Source organism: Bacillus cereus group sp. MYBK30-2 (assembly GCF_051915945.1).
Taxonomy (GTDB): Bacteria; Bacillota; Bacilli; order Bacillales; family Bacillaceae_G; genus Bacillus_A; species Bacillus_A paramycoides.
Genome location: NZ_JBQAFR010000001.1, coordinates 645,861 through 666,986 on the forward strand (window position 1 = coordinate 645,861; position 21,126 = coordinate 666,986).

The following is a 21,126-nucleotide window of genomic DNA, read 5'->3' on the forward strand; positions in this document are numbered from 1 at the left end:
AAAAAAGTCATCCCCAAAATGATAAAATAGGCTTCTTTGTTACAAGAAAGCCTGAAAATTTCGTTCTAGGGGTGACCTGTTTCCTTAGCTTGATAGCGATGTGGCGGTACCCCATTGTCAAAACTTTAACTTTAAACCGAAACCAATTTTAGAAATTAGTACGATGGAATCTTTGATTCAAATGGTTTCAAAAGGTATGGGAATTACAGTGTTACCAAAACCGTATATAGACTTTTTGCAAAACGAACACATTCAGGCCATTAAAATTGAAAACCCCATTCCAACAATAGATATAGGACTTATTTTTAGAAAAGATAAATATATGTGCGCTGCAACCCGTGAATTTATTGAACAACTAAAAATAACAGTACATTCTCTACAAAAATAAACATAAAAAAAAGATTATTCTATGAAGCTGATGCACAACGACTTAATAGAATAATCTCTTTTCATTACGAAATAAAGTGAAACTTTAATCAGTGGGGGTTTTGTTCATCCCCCACTGATTATTAGCCCACACCAATCAGGATTTTTCGGGCAGCCCGATTCCCACCTAACTTCTTTGCTTTACAGGCGAATTTTGAGGTGGGGGTCTTACGGATAAAACTGATACGTATAAATTCATATAATTTTAGTGTACCTTTTTAGAGATTGGAATATATTTTGTAAAATATGCCCCCACTAGCAATAATACGATTGAAAATAGCCAAGTAAAAACACCTCCAAAATGAAGCCAATATGCAAACAAATTTAAGATTGCAATTAAAAAGCAACAAATAGAAGTTAATGCACTTTTCAATCCTTTTATCCCTGCTTTTTTTCTTTTTTGATAAGTTATATACATCGAAGCGACTAGAAAAAAGATAAGAACAATTGGTAACATAGCTTGTAGCAATAATAATTCCTCCTGTCTATTTCGCCCCTTCATTTTACCATCTTATTCCTTTTTAATCTTTAGGAATCCATTCATTTTTGTCTTCTCTCCAAAAATCAGTATATTTACTATTTTTAAAGTTCACATTCACCTCGGAAAACGGAAGGCTCTCTCCAACTTTCAATGAGTACCACTCGTTCAAAAGTGGCGATCCGAAGCAAATATTCAATGTACGATCCTGTAAATCAAATAATACAGAATGCAAAGTCCCGAACCACTCTTCATAATTATGTACTGTCAGCCCTTTAGGATATTCACATTCTACCAAACTTTTTAAAGAATCTGTGCTAATTTGTTCACCTTGATTTAAATAGTCTTGTAATATTTGATATCTCTTAGTAGACTGTTCTAGCCTTCTATTATTTAACTTTTTAATGGATGAACTAACCGCATGATTCGTAGATACAATAAAAGCATGATTATTATCTTCAATTGTTGTTATGGATATATGCCCGTCAAATATTTCAATATGTGCTGCATTTAAAGGATCAGCTACAATAATATTAATATTACTTGCAATTGGCATTTCGTCTATTAGTGACTTAGCCTCCTGTACATTTTTGCATTTCTCCAATAATACTCGAATTACCGCAAAACATTGTAAACCACTTACCATTGACTTTCTTAAACCTTCAATATTTCCTACTGGTTGCCCACATGCTGAAAATGTAACAGATAACCCATGCTCGTTAACTCCTTCTGTTCGTCCGAAATATTGAGTAGAAAAACCACTATGTACATACGCACCTTCAACATGCGTCGAGCAAAAACGCATATCATCTATTTTTGGTGATAAATCATAATTTCTTAATACATACGTATGCTCTGAATCCGTCTTTTGTGGTAATACTGCACAATGACTACAACCTGCCTTTAATAGTGTTTGATAATAATACATCATATTTCTAGAAGGAATTTTTAACACTTCACAAAACCCTTCAATTTCTTCATTAATTCCTGAACAATATTGATTTAATACATTTCTAGATTCTGTCCAGTGGTTATCTGATATTAAATGTTCTTGCTGTATAAATTGTGGAATGAGATACGGATGATTTTTCACAAACTCCCCTTGCTGTTTTCCAATTTCATAATTACTTCCTTTTAGCGATGAAAAGTACCCCTTTACTTGATATTCCATAATATCCCCCTCACATTGAATATATCCATATACTACCAAAATACTTTTGTTCATTCTTGATGTTTTTTGCTATTCCTCCATCACAACCACGTTTTTCCTTTTCAAAAGGCATTATTTGCTGTCTAATTAAAACCTTGTTAAGATTACCTTAAGAACAAATTTTTAAAGAATTGTAAAGATAAATACAACATTTCAAAACTAGATTAAATAAATTCAAATGGATAATACTCTACATTGAAACTTCTTATTGGCAATCAACTATTTATTGAAACGAGCAAACTTGTATTTATAGGATTACAAATAGCCGCATTGTACAATTAAAGAATAAGTTGTTTTAATCATCCATTTATCAGGAGAAAAGGAGTACTTTTTAATGAGTAATAGCAAACCAATTGACGAATTAACTATTGAAGACTTAAAACAAAACCCAATATGGGAATGGGCAATAGATGAAGAGGAAAACGAAGAGTGCGATGAGACGTGGGTAAAACCCGTGGAAACAATAAATTTTACAGAAGAGTTAAACGGTTCAATAGTATCGGGAGAATTAATACTAAATAATGGAGAGAAATTTCCTATGATGTGTAGTATTGATATTGAAAATAACGAGGTATTAATTAGTTCCGTTGTTTTTTATAACGAACAAGCAGATGAGTATATTGCTATAGAAGATGTAGTAAAAAAGGTCGAAATGCCTTTAACAATTAATATTAACCTTACAATTAACGGCAAGCCTAGAGCTTTAAAATTCTCTGCAGATAAAGTTGATATTTATAAAAATACTATAAAAACTAACTTCAATTAAAATTTAATTGAAGTTAGGAAAATACTCATTAAGAAAAAAACTGGGAAACCATAATAATTAACGGTTTCCCAGAAACTCTTACAGTTTCTAATTTCCAAATAACCCCACGCTAAATAATGCCCTTTTCCACCAATGTTTCTGCGATTTGGATTGAGTTCCAAGCGGCACCTTTTAATAAATTATCAGAAACTATCCAAAGATGGAATCCTTTTGGTGTATCAGGATCTTTGCGTATTCTACCTACAAATGTTTCCCTTTTCCCCTCTGCATATAATGGCATTGGATAAATTTGTTCACTAGGATTATCTTGTAAAATAACACCTGGTGCATTCAATAGTACTTCTTTAATTTCTGCAACGGTCGCTTCTTTTTCAAGTTCAATATAAACCGATTCTGAATGCCCAGATACAACTGGAACTCGGACGCAAGTGGCTGCCATTCTTAAATTTGGATCTTCTAAAATTTTCTTCGTTTCTTGAATCATCTTTACTTCTTCGAATGTAAAATCATTGTCTGTAAATAGATCCACTTGAGGCAATACATTAAACGCAATTGGATAATGTTTTTTATCTTTTTTTACGGGCAATATATCGCTCTTCACCTCATCACCTGCAAGTATTGACTTAGCCTGTTCTTTTAATTCATGAATCGCATGAATTCCTGAGCCTGATACAGCTTGATATGTGGAAACGATTATCCGTTCTAAACCGAATGACTTTCGAATCGGCTGAAGGGCCGTTACCATCTGTAGCGCTGAGCAATTCGGAACTGCAATGATACCTTTATGCTCCTTTAAAGTGTGTGCATTTACTTCTGGAACAACGAGCGGTACATCATGTGCCATTCGGTACTCACTTGTGTTGTCAATTACGATCGCACCGCTAGATACTGCGTGATTTACAAATTGTCTAGAAACTTCTCCACCAGCGCTAAAAAATGCAATATCTACCCCTTCAAAACTAGTTGTTTTTGCCTCTTGTATAATAATCTCTTGCCCTTTAAATTGTACTGTTTTACCAGCAGAGCGTTTTGACGAAAGCAATGTAACTTCTATTATATTAAACTTTGTTTCTCGTTCTAACAGTTCAATAATTTTTTGACCTACTGCACCTGTAGCCCCAACTATAGCTACATGATAGCCCTTTTCACTCATGTTTTCTCCTCCAATATCGCTTGAATGAATTTCTCCACAATTTAATTTTAAAAGAAATTTAATCATTTGAAAAATTGAAATACATGATATAATCATTCACAAATCATGATAATAAAAGAGGTATCATTTATGGAAATAAGGCATGTTAAAACATTTTGTGCCATTGTTAAATATGGTGGGTTTTCCAAAGCTGCTCATGCATTAGGTTATGCGCAATCTACTGTTACAGCGCACATTAAAGCATTAGAAAATGATTTACACATTCCTCTTTTTGATCGTTTAGGGAAAAAAGTACTTCTTACAAAAGCAGGTCATCAATTTCATCCGTACGCATTAGAATTACTTACTATTTATGAAAAAGCGCAAGAAATCCCTCAAAGTAATGATTATTTGGAAGGGACATTAACTATTACGTCTAACGAATCATTAGCAGTATATCGTTTACCACCATTATTACGTACTTACAAACAGGAACATCCGAAAGTAAATATCGTTCTTGAAACAAATACAAATGAACAAGCAATGAAAAAACTACATGAAGGAGAAACCGATATTATCTTCTTAATTGGAGAAACTATAGAACATAATGATTTTATTACACATACTTTTTGTAATGAAGTATTTGGATGGATTTTACCTGCTCATTCCCCTGCCAACACTGATCCATTCCGTTTATTACAGGAAACTCAGTTTATATTTACAGAACAAAGTTGCGGCTATAGACCGATGGTAGATCGTTATTTACGTCAAAGCGGGAATATTCCTGATAAAACATTTGAGACTTCCAATGTTGAAGTGATTAAACAATCCGTTATGTGCGAGTTAGGAATCTCTATTCTCCCTTACATCGTTGTAAAAGAAAATTGTCAAAAAGAGCAACTATATTTTCACCCTATCGAAACTCCAGCAGTCATTCAAAGTCATGTGATCTATCATAAAACTAGATGGATATCACCCATTTTACAATCGTTTCTTACACTATTAAAAAAGATATAAGTATAATAGAAACAGTATTAAAGAAAAAATGAGTTGATACCCTTTGAAGAATATCAACTCATTTTTCTAAAAGATAACTTAGATACTCATCTTCTTTTTATTAGATGTTTCCTTTTCTTTAACTAGAACATATACGATTGGAAGAACAAGTAAACTAGCAATTGCACACATTATTCCTAAAGAAGAAAACGGTAATCCATTACTTACAGCAAGTGAAGCTACTCCCGAAGCAATAGTCATACCAATATACATGGCAGAACTATTTAATGCCATAACAGTCCCTCGCACGGCTGGTTTTAATTCTGAAATTAAAGCCGTTAATGAAGCTTGACCAAATCCAATAAATAAACTCCAAATTATATGTACAGCAATTGCAATTCCCAACTTTTCTATAGAAAGTGAGAATATCATCACGCTAATCGAAACTACAATACTAGCAATGGAAACAACGTTTCTTTTCCCAATTTTATCAGCTAACTTTCCCCCAAGTATATTCCCAGCCACACTACCTACTCCAGCAAGAAAAATGACAATACCAATTTCGCCAACGGATAATCCAAAGTTTTTCCCATAATAAACACCTATGTATGAAAACATTCCATGCAATCCAATTGTCCATAGAAACGTTGCTAATAATGCATATAAAACAGGTACATTTACTATAACCATTTTTAATGATGCAATCATCGCTTTCATTGCAGAAACACGCACCTCATTTCTCGGTTTTTCATTTTCCAATAGCTGATTTACTAGTAATGCAATAAATAAAGTTACTATTCCTACACTATAAAATGTCCACTGCCAATTTCCTATTTCAGATAAAAATGCCCCTATAGGTACACCAATTACTGTCGAGCCTACCATTGCTCCCATAATCATTCCCATTGCTTTTCCCCTTGACTCATATGTTACTTTATCTCCTACTAATGCAAATATACTTGGCATAACCATCGCGCCGGATAAACCTGTTAAACCACGGAATATTAAAAGAACTTCAAAACTCTTTGCTACTCCTGTACAAAATGTAGAAACTGAAAAAATAACAAACCCAATTACAATCATACGTTTCCTTCCTACTTTATCAGACATAGGCCCGAATAAAGGTGCTGTTATTCCATAAAAAAGAGCGTAAATAGTAATTAAAAGTCCTCCACTCCCATCAGGAATACTCATTGTTTCTGTAATAGTTGGTAATAAAGGTGCCACAAGCAATGAATCTAGCCCAATAAAAAATGCCACAATTGCCAAAATACGTATCATTGAATTTACTTCCATATAATACTCCCCCTTTATTTCATATATGAAATAAACATCTATAATTACCCTCCTTCTTTTTGTTGCATCAGTTATTATTTCATATATGAAGTATTTATATAAATAAAAATGCAACAGAGTGTTACATTTTTATTATATTTAATTCAAATGCTTCTTCCACTTTATTAACAAAGCTTCCAAATGCTCTTCTTCCTCTTTCGTAAAACAACCACAGTTCTCTTTTAAAAAATCACCATATTGCACATCTACTTGATTTTTTGTTTCTTCACCTTTTTTAGTTAAATAAACAAGTGTTTCACGTTGGTCATTTGGATTCTTCTCTGTCATAACATAACCATCCCGCTTCATCCGTTGAATCATTGTTGTCATATTACTTGGAACACATCCCATGTTTTCAATTAACTTAGACATAGAAACTTTCCCAGATTTCGCAAGTACTTGAATTACTCCAAATTGAACATAACTTATATCATACTGTTCAATTGCTTTATCTAAATTTTTTTGTAGTAGATGGTAAACATCACGAATATTTCCGTATAACTCCCTGTTATTCATATGTATTTTATAAGCCTTTCTATATTATTTCATATATGAATCATATTCCCATTTATTTCTAATGTCAATAAAAAACACCTTTGCGCTTTTAACAACAAAGATGTTTCAAAATCGATATGTATCTTATTTATTAGGTTGTCCCCCACCTGCAATTAATTTACTTCCTGAATATGTACCTTTTTGCATAAATACTTGATTAATTAATTCTTTTTGTTCCGCTTGTGACATAATTCCTTTTCCTTCTCCTAAATTCCCGCTTTGCAATTTCCAAATCTTGTTGTGATCAGCATCGACCTTTTCATATTTTCCTTGTTTCCATCGTTCTAAAATATCTATATATGCACTTCTTTGTACAAGATCATTGCTATTTACAATATCAAGTAAACTTTCAATACGTTCTTGTGTGATAAAAATATAGCCCCACTTTTGATCTGCTTTCGTTTTTTGATGTGTCATTTCATGTAATGCAGTCTGTATGTTCTCATCAGTCCATTTAAAATTTTTATTAAATCCACTGTTCGGTAACGAATAATTCCCATTTTCTAAAAGCTTTGCATCTTCCGCTTTTACATTACTATCAGCTAACACTTCTACTGCCGGAGCTGCCGGCGATGTCTTTTTTGCTGTCGGTTTACTATGATTCATATAATACAGCATACCATACGTTAAACCTACTCCAACTACCGCCATCCCAGCTATAATCCCTAATATTTTAAATAGTGTTTTCATCCCGCTTGTTTCCTCCCAAATATCCCTATTCATAGTTTATATCTATCAAAAACAGATGTAGCATCTCTTTTTTTACAATTTACTTCCATTCATTTCCTCACACTAATTAACATAAACAAAATTATTACTTTCCAAAAATGTAGCAACGCCATCCTCATCGTTACTTTTTGCAATAAATTTAGCGACTGATTTTAATTCCTCAACAGCATTGTTCATCGCTACACCAATACCGCACTTCTCTATCATTTCCATATCATTATAGTCATCTCCAAATGCAATTACGTCAGATTCTTCACAATTAAGGTGCTGAAGAACATGTTGAATACTATTCCATTTTGAAACTTCCGCATGCATAATTTGACACAATGTTCCGTTATCTGTAATGACTGCATTACATTCGACAGGAAGTTCTTTAATTAAATTCTTATTTATTGAATCCTTTGTACAAAGAATCACTTTAAAAGCTTCTTTGAAGTCTAGCTCTCTTACATCTATAACTTCATTCGGCACATTGCCAAAGTAATCAGTAACATCAAAATTTGAGTACAGCTTATCATTTATTTCAATGCAAATATTATTTAAGTTATACTTTTTTGCTTTTTCTATAATTTCTAAAATGACATTTCTAGAAATCTCCTTTTTATACAAAGTATCATTACCTTTAAGTACAAGAGCCCCGTTATAACAAATGATAATATCATTCTTTAGTATATTAGGAATATACTGGTTAATGGCTCTTGGAGGTCTTGCCGTGGCAAAAATCAGTTCACTCCCTTTATTTTTACATTCCCTCAAAATATTAATAGATTTCTCTGAAATGGTTTTATCACTTCTTAATAGAGTCCCATCTAGATCCGAAATAATAACTTTCTTCATGCTTAAATTTAGTCTCCTTTCACCAGTAATAATTAGTTACTTTAATAGAATTATTTCAATAAACCTTTTAATACTTTTGATACACCTATTCCTCCTAAACTACATAGCAAAGCTTTTATAGATTTCCTTATATTGTATTTCTTTTCTAAGTAAATTAAAAGATTATTCTGTCGAATGACCAAATTTTATTTCTTACAATTATACTTACTTTAACTTTATGCCAGGTTAATACATAAAGTAGATGTATACATATTGCATTTAAATAAAAAAACAACGGGTGCCTTATAAGACACCCGTCGCTTTTTAATATGCACGATTCTCTTTTAACCACTTCGTAATAGCATCTAGCCTCGAAACATCAAAACGTCTTTCTTCATTCACTTTCAAGTCCTTTAACCTTTTCACAATTTCCAATTCATTATTTCTTACGCTTTTCGCTTCGATTAACTTGCAGCACCCTTCTGTAACGTTATTTAAATTTTCATAATAACGCTGGAACGGTTTAGCTATATGTAAATGTTTTTCAAAGTTGCTTCTTTTTCTCCTCCTATCAGACTCTTTCCGTTTTCTAAGCTCTTCATCACTCGTATATAAATAAAAATATTGATCCGGAAAACCAATTTCTTCATTAATCATCTTTTCTTTATAAAAGTTTTTTATTAAAGATAACGGCTGATTAAATATATCAAAATGGAAACACCAATTATAACTAAGTGGCTGATAAATATCCCCATCAAGTACTACTAACTCATATTGCTGCGACTTCTGCATTGCTATATTCCAGCGCTCTACTTGTTTTTCAAAATACCATGTTCTATGTTCATTTTTTGGTCTTTCAAATAAAAAATTAACCTCAGGTATAATATAAGCACCATAATTTTTTTCTAATTCACGACACGTTGTACTCTTACCAACAGCACTAGCTCCTTCAAACGCTAAAATCCCCATAGTTTCTCCCACTTTCATTAACTAAAATCTCGTTGTTTCGCTTTTCTACCCCATAACTGTCTCCATAAAACAATTGAAGCGATAGAGAGCATAATTGTTGTAATAATACTACCTTCAATTCCGAATGAGCCTCCATGCAACATTTCTGGTCCATTTGTTATAGACTTAAAAATTGGAGTGGAATATACAGTTGTACCACTAACCGCAAAACCATATACATTATATTGAGCCCAGTTCCAAATTGAGTGCCATGCACATATTCCCCACAGGCCATCTTCTTTCAATACGTATAAAGCTGCGAAAACACCAACTAATATTATATTCGATATAGATAATATTGTAATTCCTGGATTGAGTAGATGAAGAAACCCAAATAAAAAAGAAGTAACAATTATTCCAACCCATATACGACTTCTAACAGAAAGAACCGGGAATAACCAACCTCGTACAATAATTTCTTCCGTTGCCCCTTGTATTAAAAATGCAACTAAAGATCCTACTATTCCTACTATCACTGTTGAGGTAATATGTTGTACTTGTAATTTTACACTTCCCATTAATAGTAGTAAAATAACTGGTATTGAAATAAATACAAACCCTATTAACGCACCTTTCAAATACTTTCTCATCCATTGCTCTTTCCAAAAACCAATGGACGAAAAAGGTCTTTTTTCTACAAAACGAACCCATATAAATAAAATGAATATAGCTCCTCCAAATGTTAACAGCATTCTAACATTATCATAAATCCCTTTCATGAATGTCGTTTCAGCCTTCGGTAAAAACAGCATAAACAGCATAAAAAATTCGCCCAAAGTCAAAAATATAATAGCTAATATTACAGCAAAAATAGGGTGTACTTTTCTCTTCCCTATTTTTGCTGCCTCAATGATATTAAATGAATCATTTTTCAACTCTCTCTCCTCCTTTTATAATATTTAATTACCACCAATAGATAAACCATATTTTACCATAAATAATACATTATTAATATTTGCTCTACATTTTTTCTTACATCAATTTTTTGCATAAATTCAAATTAGGAATAATATATAAATAAAAAAGATGTCTTTGTGCCTTTTGCTATAAATCCACCTGTTTTTTCTTGATTTTTCCAACACTTGCTATTTCACACCATTTGTTGTAAGATAGTAATTAAGGTCAATTTAACACTATATTTTCTTTGCATATTATCAAGTATCAATCAGGGATATTTTGTACTCCTTATGGGTTTTTGATAATATGTGAACTTTTATTTTCATTCAAATAAGGCCGATCATATTGTAATCTTTTTAAATTTTAGGAGGCATTACCATGACATTAACAGGTAAAGTAAAATGGTTTAACAGCGAAAAAGGTTTCGGTTTCATCGAAGTTGCAGACGGTAACGACGTATTCGTTCACTTCTCAGCTATCACTGGCGACGGCTTCAAGTCTCTTGACGAAGGTCAAGAAGTTAGCTTTGAAGTTGAAGACGGTAACCGTGGACCTCAAGCTAAAAACGTTGTAAAGCTATAATTTAAACAATAAAAAGGTTGTTACCAGCTCGGTTAACAACCTTTTTAATATATAACTAAAATTTTTTACATAAAAGGAGTGGTTACATGTATCGCAATCGAAAGAACGATGTAGCAGAAGTACCACCAGAACAAACCCCTGTCTGGGAATGTGAATCAGAGGATTGTTTAGGATGGATGAGAAAGAACTTTTCATTTGAAGAAGAGCCTAAATGCCCTTTATGTAAAAGTAGCATGAAAAGCGGAGAACGTTTATTACCTAAGTTAGGTTAATTTTTACATGCCCCTCTTATTTTAATAAGAGGGGCTTTTTATTAATAATGAAAATCCTCAACATCTGTTCTTACAATAGAATACATTAATGCATCATGCTGTTTATTTCCTTGATGAATATATCCACGTAACAGCCCTTCCTTTTGGAAACCTAATTTAGATAACATGTTACACGAAGTTATATTTTCAGGATATGTAATAGCTCCAATTCTAAATAAACCTAAATCGCGAAATCCATAAGTAATAATTTCTCGAGCAGCTTCAGAAGCATAACCATTCCCCCAATAATGAGGATGCAAATCATATCCAATTTCTGAACGTTTACTCCAAAGTTGTAAATTATTTAATCCAATTGTCCCTACTAAAGTATTTGTATCTTTTAATACAATCCCCCAACGTATTGCCTTTTTCTCAAAGTAATTTTTCGAAAAAGATTCAATCATACGTGAAGCTTGTCCAAACTCAGTAAAAGAATTCATACCGTAATAACACGTTACCTCATCCAATGAAAATATTTCATATATTTTTTGACAATAAGATTGTTCTATTTCAACTAAGCGCAAGCGTTCTGTTTCTAACATAGGAAATGCCATAGGATCACTCCTTTCTCTCTACTAATTTATTATAGCAGAAAAAATATTTATAATTAGGAAAGTCCTCAATGTCCCACTAATCAAACATTTTTAATGACGTTTATCCTTTTTATTCTATATGAACTAATGGTATACCTTCTTGCCCTTTGATTACCATTCAGGCCGCATGCTATACTTTAATTATCAAGAACTGTAAAGAGGTTGTTTTTATGACAAAATATAATTATTTTACATACGCTCTCATGAACACAATTATCTTTTTACCTTATTTCCTTTTTATCATTATTGGAAATTCATACAACACAATTTTATATAGATGGTTCCCTCTCATTATCTTCTACACTTTTAAATATACAGGCGCTTTTCTTATTCATTCTTTTAAAACAAAAATAAACGCACGTGAACAATTATTACACTTTCTTGCGCTTGCGATAATCGGAACTTTTTGCGGATCTTTAGCTACTTTTTCAACAATTTGGATTGAACTCTCTGCCCTTTTTATGGGAATCGCATCAAGTATTTTATTACCACTTTATACAACAACTCAATATCATGAAAAATTTTTATTTGGTAGTAAAATGAAAATGAATCAATATCTTTTTGCGCTATTAACAGTTATATTGATTGTTCCACTTATTTTATTTACTGCTAATTCTAATCATCCAAGTTTAGCTTTTATATTTTACGGAATCGCTCTTTGTATTTGTTACTTATCCTTAAGAAAAATGCCAACATACGAAGTCACAATAGAGAACTCATTCTATTTTTCAGTGCCTTCATTTTTCTTATTCATTCTCTTTACTACGCTACTTTTCCTTATGAAAGCGACTCGTGAAATAAATTTACAACTGCTACTTGTACTATTAATCGTCACCATCCTTGTTGCAATAGCACTACTAACTGTATACATCACTAAAGTAAAATTTCAGTTTCAATTACCTAAGTTTATTTATTACTTTGGATTTACACAAGGAATGATCGTTAATTTTTTCTTATTGTACGGCACATTCTTTGCACTGTCACAGGAAAGCAGCACTTTCATGATTTATGGCGTTTATTTACCATATGGAATCGGGATTATTTTATCCTTATTTTTAGGATCCAAACTATTCCATCACTTTAACTCTTATCACCCGATAACAGTAACAAATGTGGGCGCATTATTAGGTATACTATGTACAATACTATCATGGACATTACCAATCGGTGGTTTACTAGTCGGTTTCTTCTCATCTTTACAAGCAAGACAATTAAATCGTTTCGCATACGCCGCTACTAGTTCCCTTAAAGATTCTAGCTTATTACTTCGTAATCGCTGGTCTAAACTAGGAAGTATGATAAATCAAATTTTATTAATTACGTTTATATTAGTACTTAGTTTCATTTATCGTATACCATTAAATGACGTATTCGTAGTCCTTACTGGGAAAGGAATCCATAACGAAATTCCGATGTTCCCTGTTTTAATAACAGTCAATATTGTCATTTGTTTTATTATTGGTAGCTTATTAATATTTGGCTCTTGGAAATTAGAAAAAACAAAGAGATGATTTTCTCTTTGTTTTTTCTTTATACGCAACTAACACCCAATAACAACGTGCTGTTTGTCTCCATTCTCACTTAAAAATCCGGTAAGTCTGAGAAGTGTATCTAACTCATTAACGAAGAGATAGACACAGGTGTATTTTTCCCCTGCAAAAACAACCTCCTAAATTATAACATATACTTTTATGTTATAATTTAGGAGGTTGCAACTCTTCTTACGGAGGTGTATAAACTTTATGTATATTTTCATTGGCTTAGCACTTCTATTTATTTTACTCATTTTTTTATTCGCAAAAAAATTCACACCAAACTCATTCATGATGACAAGTTTTAAAGGAAATAGCTTTAAGACATTTTCAATTGGTATTTTAATCGCTGCCGCACTTTCTCTTTCATACGGAATTTATCACGCAGTAACGTATCAACCTAGTCATTTAGATATACAATTACAATTACAAAATCACACTGTTTTCGGTAATGTTGGCGAATTCGGTTATTTCTCAGAAGAATTACTGAAAAAAGATGTAAAAACTAAAGTGTATTTTGTTTCTTGGGAACCAATACATTTAGAACACCCGCAAATAAAAATCGACTATCCTTCAGGTAAACAAGAAATTTGGACACCTACTATATCGTCCATATCTACAAGTAAGTTAAAAGAAAAACATAAAATTGAAGAAATTTATCAACTATCACCATACACCTTTAAAGAATCTGGAAAGGTAACATTAACAATTCAGCAAGATAACAAAACAAATAAAAAAATAATACTTACCGTAAAATAAAAACATCCCTCTTTTTTTACTGGAGGGATGTTTTTGTTTATGTATTTTAAAACTACTCATTATGCGTTTCACTTAATTTTAGCAATTATTTCATTGGCCGTATTCTTTCCGTTTCCAATACAAGCACCAATTCCTACGCCGTAATATGAAGCGCCAGCTAAATATACATTTGGATAAAGAGCTGCTAATTTTTCTTGTAATGCTTGAACAGCTTGGTTATGTTCTAAATGATATTTCGGCATTAAATCTTTCCAATTTGTAACTTCAATTACTTCCGGCTCGCCTTTAATTCCGAGGCTCTTTTCAATATCATATAAAGCAACTCGTACTAATTCTTCTTCACTATAATTTTTAATCGTTTCATATACTGGATTTGTGCTCTTATAAAACATTCTTACTAACAATTTTTGTTTACTAGACGTGTGTTTCCACTTCCGACTCGTCCATGTACAAGCATCACAATGCAAATCACTATTTTCTGAAACGATAAACCCTGTACCATCTGCCGGTAGTTGTTCATCTGGTATGTCAAAACCTAAGTAAATACTAATAAGAGACGAGTTTTTAAACTTATTAAACTGCTCATTTAACTCATTAGAATGTAATAAGGTTTGTGCGATATCATGCGGAGCTGCTAAAACGACATAATCCGCTTGTATTGCCTCATGATTTGCAAAAGAAATCTCATATTGATCATCTTTTTTACTTACCGTTGTCGTTACAACGCCTTTTTTAATTTCAGTTTCATTAAGCACCTCTTCTAAGCGATTAATAATCACAGAAAGTCCACTTTTAAATGATACAAACTTCTTATTTCCTGCTGACTGAAACTGTTTTTTATTCTCTTCAAAACCTTTAATAATACTTCCGTATTTATTCTTATAGTCCAGTAAATAAGGCAATGTAGATGCCATTGTAAGCTCATTCAATTTACCAGAATATACACCTGAAAGCACAGGAGCGATTTGTTTTTCAACTAACTCTTCCCCTAAGAAACTTTCTAAAAATACAGCAAGTGATGTATCCTTCGTAAACTCTTTATTTTTCGTTATAAAATCTTTTAAAGCAACAATTTTCCCTTTTGTTGAGACTAGCGTACTGCTAAATAATGATTCAACACTCATAGGGATCCCAAATATAGTGTCAGACGGAATGGGATGTAATATGTTATTAGAATATATGTAGGAAATACCTGTTTCGTTATATACCATTTCATCTTCTAGATTCAATTCTTTTACAAGCGGCATAACATATTCATTACGAGCAACGATAGAATCTGCCCCTGATTCCATAATAAAATCATTTTCTTCCACACTGTGGATCTTACCACCTAAATACTCTTCTTTCTCAATAAGGATTAAATTCAAATCTATATTATAATCCTTCTTTAATTTTTCTAAATAAAACATAGTAGAAAGTCCAGTAATACCTCCACCGATGACAACGACTGTTTTCATATATGCTGCGCTCCTAACCGATACAATTAATAAATCCTATATTATTATACCCAAAAATCATCATACTCGACTAGCAGCTTGCGCATTCTGTAAGAAATTAGACAATATATTCGAATACATTTCTGGTTGATTGCTATGTACTAGATGACCTGCAAACGGAATAACCGCAATATGTATATTATTATTTAATTGTTTAAAAGTTGTAGCAGCTATAACTTCATCTTCCGAATCTCCTCCGACAATACACAGTGTAGGTACTTGAAGATTAGCTACATCACTCGTATCATGGAATGGGTACCAATCCTTAACTTGCCACGATTCAAGTAATGCTTTCCAATCGCTTTTCACATGAATTTGATTCATATATGTTACAAATTCTTCATTTTCAAACAATCGCTTATGATATTTCGCCTCTTGTATCTCGCGTTCTTCCCAATTTTCTGACTTAACTGGATATATACCTGAAAATGTTAATGTTTTTACCTTATTCGGATATTTCTTTGCAAATAGTAATGCTACTAATCCCCCCAATGAAACGCCTGCTATATGACAGCTACTAATTTGTAAAGATTCTAGCGTATCATTCAAATCATCAGCAGAGCAAAGAAAATAGTTATCTAATGTACCTCCTGATTCTCCATGCCCTCTCAAATCAGGACGGATTACTTTATACTGTTTTTCTGTAAAAAATTCTGCCTGTTCTTCAAACTCTACTAAACCTGTCATTCCACCTGAATGTAAAAGCACAATTGGTTCACCTTCGCCTGAAATATGCGTATGTAAAATCATTTATCTCCCTCCGTTTAGATGGAATATTCTGTTTATTGATAGTATATCGAACATATTTCTAAATTACCATATAAAAAAGAACTATAACATATACAAACCATGTCATAGTTCTTTCTATTTTAAAAACATAAACCAATTTATTAATTTGTCAATTTCTTGGCTAAGTGCTATTACTTTTTCGTCTTGAAGTCCATAATTTGAGACTAGATTCAATAATTCTTCTTTTTTCACTTCAATTACTTTCTCTAACTTTACTATTTCCATTTCGTCTTTATTCGCTCCAATTTCAAAATATATGTATTTTAGTATAGCCTACTTACATAGTAAGTAAAAGTATAATGCATATGTAAAATATTACATTTTTGAAAAAAATACACTAAAAACAAAAAAGAGATTTACACTAAGCCCCTTATTACAGATCATTATAATTTTCTACCATATTTAGTATGTAACAAATAATGTACAATTTCGATACGTTTCACCTCTGCCAAGGCCTTAAAAATTTTCACTCTTTGTTCATCTGAATTTTTTGTTTGATAGTCATGGAACTATCTTATTTTTGTTTATTTCTTTTATCAAATTTTTCGCCTTTAAATATTCTCATTATTTCGTTTTTTATTGACGAAAATGAATTTTAAGTGTATATTTGCCTTAGGTAAACAATATTTACCTAGCGAAAAAAATACACACGCATATTTAGGTACTTCAAGATTTCTATCATGTTATTCCTTTGTAGCCCTCTATAATTTTAGAGGGCTACTCCCCATTTTATTTAATATTTTTAACTTAATGACGGGGTTAACACAAATAAGATGTGGTTCATTTCATCACTTTTATTCAAAAAGCGATGTTTCACATTAGGAGGAATACGTACGACATCTCCTTCCTCTAAAAAATATTCATTCCCTTCTAATTCAACATATACTTCCCCTTTCATTACAACAGCAATTTCTTCCTTATCTTCGTGGGAATAGTGACTTTCTGTTGTATTTGCATATCCATTTAAATCCATCATTAACATTTCAATACGAGCTTTCATAAAATCTGGTGTTAATACATCGTAAACAATGTGATCATTATTTTCTCGATAAACCTTTTTACGATCCTTTTTCTTTGAAATGAGCGAATCTGTATCAATATCGTTAATAAAAAGAGTAAATAATGGTACATTTAATGCTTTCGCTATTAATTCCAATACATTTAAAGAAGGATTTGCATGTCCTCTTTCAATTTGACTAATTAGTGAAGTACTGATTCCTGCATAATCAGCAAACTCACGAATTGTCATATTATTTTTCTTACGATAACTCAATACAGTCTGTCCGAGTCGATAATGTATCATAGTAAAAACTTCCTTTCGTCCATCATATTGTATGTTTCGTTCCTTATGTGCTGACATACTAAACAAAAACAAATAATCCTTCCTTATCTCATCCAAGACTTATATACTTACTTTTGTACATTATATCTTATTTAGTTTATTATAATAAACAATCTATCGGAGGGACAAACTATGAGATCCCCTTTTCTTTCATATTTTATATTATTTTTCGGTGTATTCGCCTTATCAACTTCAGCAATTTTTGTAAAATTAGCGGATGCTCCTGCTGCAATCATCGCATTTTACCGATTATTTTTTGCGACGCTAATTCTTTTACCGTTTCTCATGTTTAATACAAAAAATCGAATTGAACTGTGCTCATTATCAAAAAAACAATGGGGATTCGGTCTTTTATCAGGACTATTTCTAGCTGCACATTATGTACTTTGGTTTGAATCATTACAGTATACTTCTGTAGCTAGTTCTACAGTTATCGTAACTTTGCAACCTTTATTTTCAATGGTCGGAGGTTATTTTTTATTTAAGGAAAGGTTTACGAAAGGTGCAATTATAGGCTGCCTCATTGCAATTTCAGGAAGTATCGTAATCGGATGGCAAGATTTCCAAATTAGTGGCGAAGCTTTATATGGAGATATTTTAGCTTTTATAGCAGCCGGAATCATAACAGCTTACTTTTTCATTAGTCAACACGTTCGTAAAAATTTATCTCTTATACCCTATTCAGTAATAAGTTATGGCAGTAGCTCACTCCTACTCGGCATATTTGCTTATACGCAGCAGTCATCTTTCTTCAATTACTCTGCACAAACATGGTGGTCCTTTTTAGGTCTAGCATTCATTGCGACGATCTTAGGACAAACAATTTTCAATTGGTTATTAAAATGGATGAGTACTACAGTTATTTCAATGAGTATATTAGGAGAAACGATTGGAACTTGTATATTAGCATATTTCATTTTGAATGAAACGATATCATTGCAACAAGGTACAGGGATTTCACTTATTTTCATTGGTTTAAGCTTATTTTTACTTCAGCCAAAGTTACCGAATCGTGATTAATAATAAAAAAGCATGACATAGATTTGTCATGCTTTTTCTTGTACTAAAATTGACATTTTATTGACTATGTACAATCAAACCATTTGGTCTAAAACGACTCATCATAATTTCATTAACAAATTTCCCATGAGCCTTCAAATTCCCAATCTTTACACCCTCTTCAATAAATCCAAACTTTTCATATAATGCTTTCGCTCCGGGATTCGTGTCTAATACCCCAAGTTCTACTCGCTCTAACATTAACCAATTGTCAGCAAGGTCAAGCATTTTTGTAAGTAACGCTTTTCCAATTCCTTTATTGTGATATTCGCTATCTACTCCAATGAATAAATCTCCCGAGTGAGATCTACGTCCTGGACTTTGGGTTAAACCGACAAATCCAACAACTTCTCCATCATATTCTGCAACAAATTCAAATTGGTTCGGTGCTAAATTTCGAATTCTATTCTCCATCGCATCTACACGCATACTAGGTAAGAAAACCATATAAGGTAACACATCATCATGAATGCATATACGATGAATTGCTCTAGCATCTTGTATTTCTACTGCTCTAATGTTAATCCCCATCTTTTCCCCTCCATTCAAATAATCATATGTACATTCTAATACGCAATGTAAAAATCCTTTTTTACCTCAATTAATCATGTCATTTTTATATAATTATTTCAGTATAATAACGTTTTTCAAACCCAGCACTCTTAGCTCTACCACTTAGAAAAATCCACGCGACCTTTATTTTAACTATTCACCCGATTATACAATTCAAGTAGTTCCTCTACAGGAATATTATTTATTTTCATACCGGTTATATCACTATTTTGTATTTCAACATTATTAAGATTGCAATTAATTACTTTACTACCTTCAAGATCGCATCTTTCAAAAGAAATTGACTCCTTCTCCTCTCCAAGGCTTGTATTTTTAAATTGAACTCCACCTAAAGTCACCAAATTAAATTTACTGCCTGAAAGATTTAAATCTGAATATGAGGAGTTCCTTAGATTAATATTTTTAAACTTTGATTGACTTAAATTACAATTACTCATGTTCATATGCATTACATTGCTATTAATGAATGAGCTATCTTTTAAATTCACTTGATAATACTCTGTATTTGCCAAATTACAGTTTTCGTATTGTCCACTTTTCATATCTTTATTTTTAACTAAGTTCTCTTCACTTGAAGATGTATTTATTCTTTTTACATAGCAAAACTCATCTTCCATTTCAAAAATTGTTTCATAGCCCATTTTTTTATAAAAATGGTGATTATTAATTTGTCTACTAGACGTCTCAAGATCCCAAATCCTTACGCTTGGAAACTCTTCTTCTATTAAATCGATAACTTGTGATCCAATTCCTTTCCCTTGATGAATAGGATCTACAAATATACGATCTATTCTACCGTAAGACTTACCAGAAATCGTAACTATAATTCCACCGACAATTTCTTCATCCAGTATAACTTTAAAATAATTCAATTCTTCAATCGAATATATAGTCATCTCAACTGAAGAATATCCTGGTGGTTGAATGTTATAATCTATAATTTTCTCTTGATCAGGCAACCATTGTTTTGCTTCTTCATCGAATGTTCTTTTCATTATTTCTGTTAACTTTTCAGCATCTAAAATTGTAGCTTTTTCAATAGATATTATCGTCATTTCATTTTCCCCTTAATTTTCATAAATAACTTATGTGAACAAATTAGTTACTAGTTTACTTTCGTTTTAATAGCTTTCCCCATTATTACATACGGAGCATTATCTTTACTTGGATGAAATGGTTCCAATACGTTCACCCAATCTAATTTTTCATATAAAGAACGCGCCTTTTGATTGTTTATTTGTGTAGTTAATACACTCGTTCTATTTGGAATTCCTTCTAATAATCCATTATGTAATTTCGTCCCAAGCCCCTCATTTCGATATTTTGGGTGAACTGCTAACTCTACAAATTCAAAACAATCTTGTAGCCATCGTTCTACTTGTTCCGAATTTAATGCTTCTCTCATTAATTGATTATAGTACTGTCCTTCCAACGAGCGATAACCATAAGTAAAACCAATTACTTCATTTTCATCATTTATTGCTACTGCTCCTTTAAAATCTGTATATCCCATATGTCTTATAATTCGTTCTACCATTTCATCAAAATTTGTTTTATCAAATACTTTACAATATAGTTTTGCCATATTAATAATTATGGCTTCATCTTTTCGTATAGGTAATATTGTCATTTTTCCACTCCTATTTTTAGTGATTGTATTTACCAACACTTGTAAATAATTATAAAATAAAGAATATTAAAACGGAATATTTATCTTCTTATTCATTTACAAAATACAATAA

The 21,126-nt window shown here is 31.9% G+C and carries 24 protein-coding genes and 1 pseudogene; 8 read left to right on the top strand and 17 right to left on the bottom strand.

Annotation, left to right across the window (positions count from 1 at the left end):
- Nucleotides 1-109: 109 nt before the first annotated feature.
- Nucleotides 110-388: pseudogene (locus tag ACTFQM_RS03395) on the top strand (LysR family transcriptional regulator substrate-binding protein); the annotation flags it as partial.
- 243 nt (nt 389-631) lie between these two features.
- Here ACTFQM_RS03395 and ACTFQM_RS03400 read toward each other — a convergent pair.
- On the bottom strand, nt 632-895 hold the full coding sequence (locus ACTFQM_RS03400; protein ID WP_440033447.1) for a hypothetical protein: 264 nt from the start codon (nt 893-895) through the stop codon (nt 632-634).
- A gap of 52 nt (nt 896-947) precedes the next feature.
- Nucleotides 948-2,075, bottom strand: a complete 1,128-nt coding sequence (locus ACTFQM_RS03405; protein ID WP_440033448.1) for a C45 family autoproteolytic acyltransferase/hydolase — start codon at nt 2,073-2,075, stop codon at nt 948-950.
- A gap of 373 nt (nt 2,076-2,448) precedes the next feature.
- On the opposite strand from ACTFQM_RS03405, the gene ACTFQM_RS03410 reads away from it, so the two are divergent.
- Entirely contained in the window at nt 2,449-2,880 is a 432-nt protein-coding gene (locus ACTFQM_RS03410) for a hypothetical protein (RefSeq protein ID WP_440033449.1), read from the top strand.
- A gap of 109 nt (nt 2,881-2,989) precedes the next feature.
- On the opposite strand, the gene ACTFQM_RS03415 is transcribed toward ACTFQM_RS03410, so the two are convergent.
- Nucleotides 2,990-4,033, bottom strand: coding sequence for an aspartate-semialdehyde dehydrogenase (locus ACTFQM_RS03415; RefSeq protein WP_440033450.1), 1,044 nt, complete (start codon nt 4,031-4,033; stop codon nt 2,990-2,992).
- Between the two features lie 105 nt (nt 4,034-4,138).
- Here ACTFQM_RS03415 and ACTFQM_RS03420 point away from each other — a divergent pair, with 105 nt between their 5' ends.
- Nucleotides 4,139-5,029, top strand: a complete 891-nt coding sequence (locus ACTFQM_RS03420) for a LysR family transcriptional regulator (protein WP_440033451.1) — start codon at nt 4,139-4,141, stop codon at nt 5,027-5,029.
- Between the two features lie 78 nt (nt 5,030-5,107).
- Here the strand turns inward: ACTFQM_RS03420 and ACTFQM_RS03425 are convergent, their stop codons facing one another.
- The 6 genes from ACTFQM_RS03425 to ACTFQM_RS03450 form a co-directional block, all read right to left on the bottom strand.
- Nucleotides 5,108-6,304 carry an MFS transporter gene (locus ACTFQM_RS03425; RefSeq protein WP_440033452.1) on the bottom strand — a complete coding sequence of 399 codons (1,197 nt, stop codon included), beginning with the start codon at nt 6,302-6,304 and terminating at the stop codon, nt 5,108-5,110.
- Nucleotides 6,305-6,442: 138 nt separating this feature from the next.
- Nucleotides 6,443-6,859, bottom strand: a complete 417-nt coding sequence (locus tag ACTFQM_RS03430) for a MarR family winged helix-turn-helix transcriptional regulator (protein ID WP_440033453.1) — start codon at nt 6,857-6,859, stop codon at nt 6,443-6,445.
- Between the two features lie 123 nt (nt 6,860-6,982).
- Entirely contained in the window at nt 6,983-7,588 is a 606-nt protein-coding gene (locus ACTFQM_RS03435) for a PRK06770 family protein (RefSeq protein WP_071719840.1), read from the bottom strand.
- Nucleotides 7,589-7,690: 102 nt separating this feature from the next.
- Nucleotides 7,691-8,464 carry an HAD family hydrolase gene (locus ACTFQM_RS03440; protein WP_440033454.1) on the bottom strand — a complete coding sequence of 258 codons (774 nt, stop codon included), beginning with the start codon at nt 8,462-8,464 and terminating at the stop codon, nt 7,691-7,693.
- A 303-nt stretch (nt 8,465-8,767) separates the two neighbouring features.
- On the bottom strand, nt 8,768-9,430 hold the full coding sequence (locus ACTFQM_RS03445) for a chloramphenicol acetyltransferase (RefSeq protein WP_440033455.1): 663 nt from the start codon (nt 9,428-9,430) through the stop codon (nt 8,768-8,770).
- Entirely contained in the window at nt 9,430-10,326 is an 897-nt protein-coding gene (locus tag ACTFQM_RS03450) for a CPBP family intramembrane glutamic endopeptidase (RefSeq protein WP_440033456.1), read from the bottom strand. Before ACTFQM_RS03450 ends, ACTFQM_RS03445 begins: the two co-directional genes overlap by 1 nt.
- 400 nt (nt 10,327-10,726) lie before the next feature.
- Here ACTFQM_RS03450 and cspD point away from each other — a divergent pair, with 400 nt between their 5' ends.
- Nucleotides 10,727-10,930: a cold-shock protein CspD gene (gene cspD, locus ACTFQM_RS03455; protein ID WP_000176365.1), complete on the top strand. Its 204-nt coding sequence runs from the start codon at nt 10,727-10,729 to the stop codon at nt 10,928-10,930.
- Between the two features lie 86 nt (nt 10,931-11,016).
- A complete protein-coding gene (locus ACTFQM_RS03460) occupies nt 11,017-11,202 on the top strand; it encodes a cold-shock protein (protein WP_000286203.1) in 186 nt (61 codons plus the stop codon).
- Nucleotides 11,203-11,243: 41 nt separating this feature from the next.
- On the opposite strand, the gene ACTFQM_RS03465 is transcribed toward ACTFQM_RS03460, so the two are convergent.
- The gene (locus tag ACTFQM_RS03465) at nt 11,244-11,795 is read right to left on the bottom strand and encodes a GNAT family N-acetyltransferase (RefSeq protein WP_440033457.1); all 552 of its coding nucleotides are present in this window, start codon (nt 11,793-11,795) and stop codon (nt 11,244-11,246) included.
- 209 nt (nt 11,796-12,004) lie between these two features.
- On the opposite strand from ACTFQM_RS03465, the gene ACTFQM_RS03470 reads away from it, so the two are divergent.
- Together ACTFQM_RS03470 and ACTFQM_RS03475 are read left to right on the top strand one after the other, a co-directional pair.
- The gene (locus tag ACTFQM_RS03470; RefSeq protein ID WP_440033458.1) at nt 12,005-13,345 is read left to right on the top strand and encodes a hypothetical protein; all 1,341 of its coding nucleotides are present in this window, start codon (nt 12,005-12,007) and stop codon (nt 13,343-13,345) included.
- Between the two features lie 231 nt (nt 13,346-13,576).
- Nucleotides 13,577-14,125, top strand: coding sequence for a hypothetical protein (locus tag ACTFQM_RS03475; RefSeq protein WP_440033459.1), 549 nt, complete (start codon nt 13,577-13,579; stop codon nt 14,123-14,125).
- A 68-nt stretch (nt 14,126-14,193) separates the two neighbouring features.
- Here ACTFQM_RS03475 and ACTFQM_RS03480 read toward each other — a convergent pair whose 3' ends face one another.
- From ACTFQM_RS03480 to ACTFQM_RS03495, 4 genes are all read right to left on the bottom strand, one after another.
- Nucleotides 14,194-15,582 carry a protoporphyrinogen oxidase gene (locus tag ACTFQM_RS03480; protein ID WP_440033460.1) on the bottom strand — a complete coding sequence of 463 codons (1,389 nt, stop codon included), beginning with the start codon at nt 15,580-15,582 and terminating at the stop codon, nt 14,194-14,196.
- Nucleotides 15,583-15,642: 60 nt separating this feature from the next.
- Nucleotides 15,643-16,371 (bottom strand): alpha/beta fold hydrolase, encoded by a 729-nt coding sequence (locus ACTFQM_RS03485; protein WP_440033461.1) that lies wholly within the window; start codon nt 16,369-16,371, stop codon nt 15,643-15,645.
- 114 nt (nt 16,372-16,485) lie between these two features.
- Entirely contained in the window at nt 16,486-16,635 is a 150-nt protein-coding gene (locus ACTFQM_RS03490) for an aspartyl-phosphate phosphatase Spo0E family protein (RefSeq protein WP_002171929.1), read from the bottom strand.
- Between the two features lie 517 nt (nt 16,636-17,152).
- Nucleotides 17,153-17,785 carry a helix-turn-helix domain-containing protein gene (locus tag ACTFQM_RS03495; RefSeq protein ID WP_412675993.1) on the bottom strand — a complete coding sequence of 211 codons (633 nt, stop codon included), beginning with the start codon at nt 17,783-17,785 and terminating at the stop codon, nt 17,153-17,155.
- Nucleotides 17,786-17,884: 99 nt separating this feature from the next.
- On the opposite strand from ACTFQM_RS03495, the gene ACTFQM_RS03500 reads away from it, so the two are divergent.
- The gene (locus ACTFQM_RS03500) at nt 17,885-18,772 is read left to right on the top strand and encodes a DMT family transporter (RefSeq protein ID WP_440033462.1); all 888 of its coding nucleotides are present in this window, start codon (nt 17,885-17,887) and stop codon (nt 18,770-18,772) included.
- Nucleotides 18,773-18,829: 57 nt separating this feature from the next.
- Here the strand turns inward: ACTFQM_RS03500 and ACTFQM_RS03505 are convergent, their stop codons facing one another.
- The 3 genes from ACTFQM_RS03505 to ACTFQM_RS03515 all read right to left on the bottom strand — a co-directional run bounded on the left by ACTFQM_RS03505 (nt 18,830) and on the right by ACTFQM_RS03515 (nt 21,014).
- Complete coding sequence (locus ACTFQM_RS03505; protein ID WP_440033463.1) at nt 18,830-19,342, bottom strand: GNAT family N-acetyltransferase; 513 nt, start codon at nt 19,340-19,342, stop codon at nt 18,830-18,832.
- 170 nt (nt 19,343-19,512) lie between these two features.
- Nucleotides 19,513-20,439: a GNAT family N-acetyltransferase gene (locus tag ACTFQM_RS03510; RefSeq protein ID WP_440033464.1), complete on the bottom strand. Its 927-nt coding sequence runs from the start codon at nt 20,437-20,439 to the stop codon at nt 19,513-19,515.
- A gap of 50 nt (nt 20,440-20,489) precedes the next feature.
- Nucleotides 20,490-21,014, bottom strand: coding sequence for a GNAT family N-acetyltransferase (locus ACTFQM_RS03515; RefSeq protein ID WP_440033465.1), 525 nt, complete (start codon nt 21,012-21,014; stop codon nt 20,490-20,492).
- Nucleotides 21,015-21,126 lie beyond the last annotated feature (112 nt).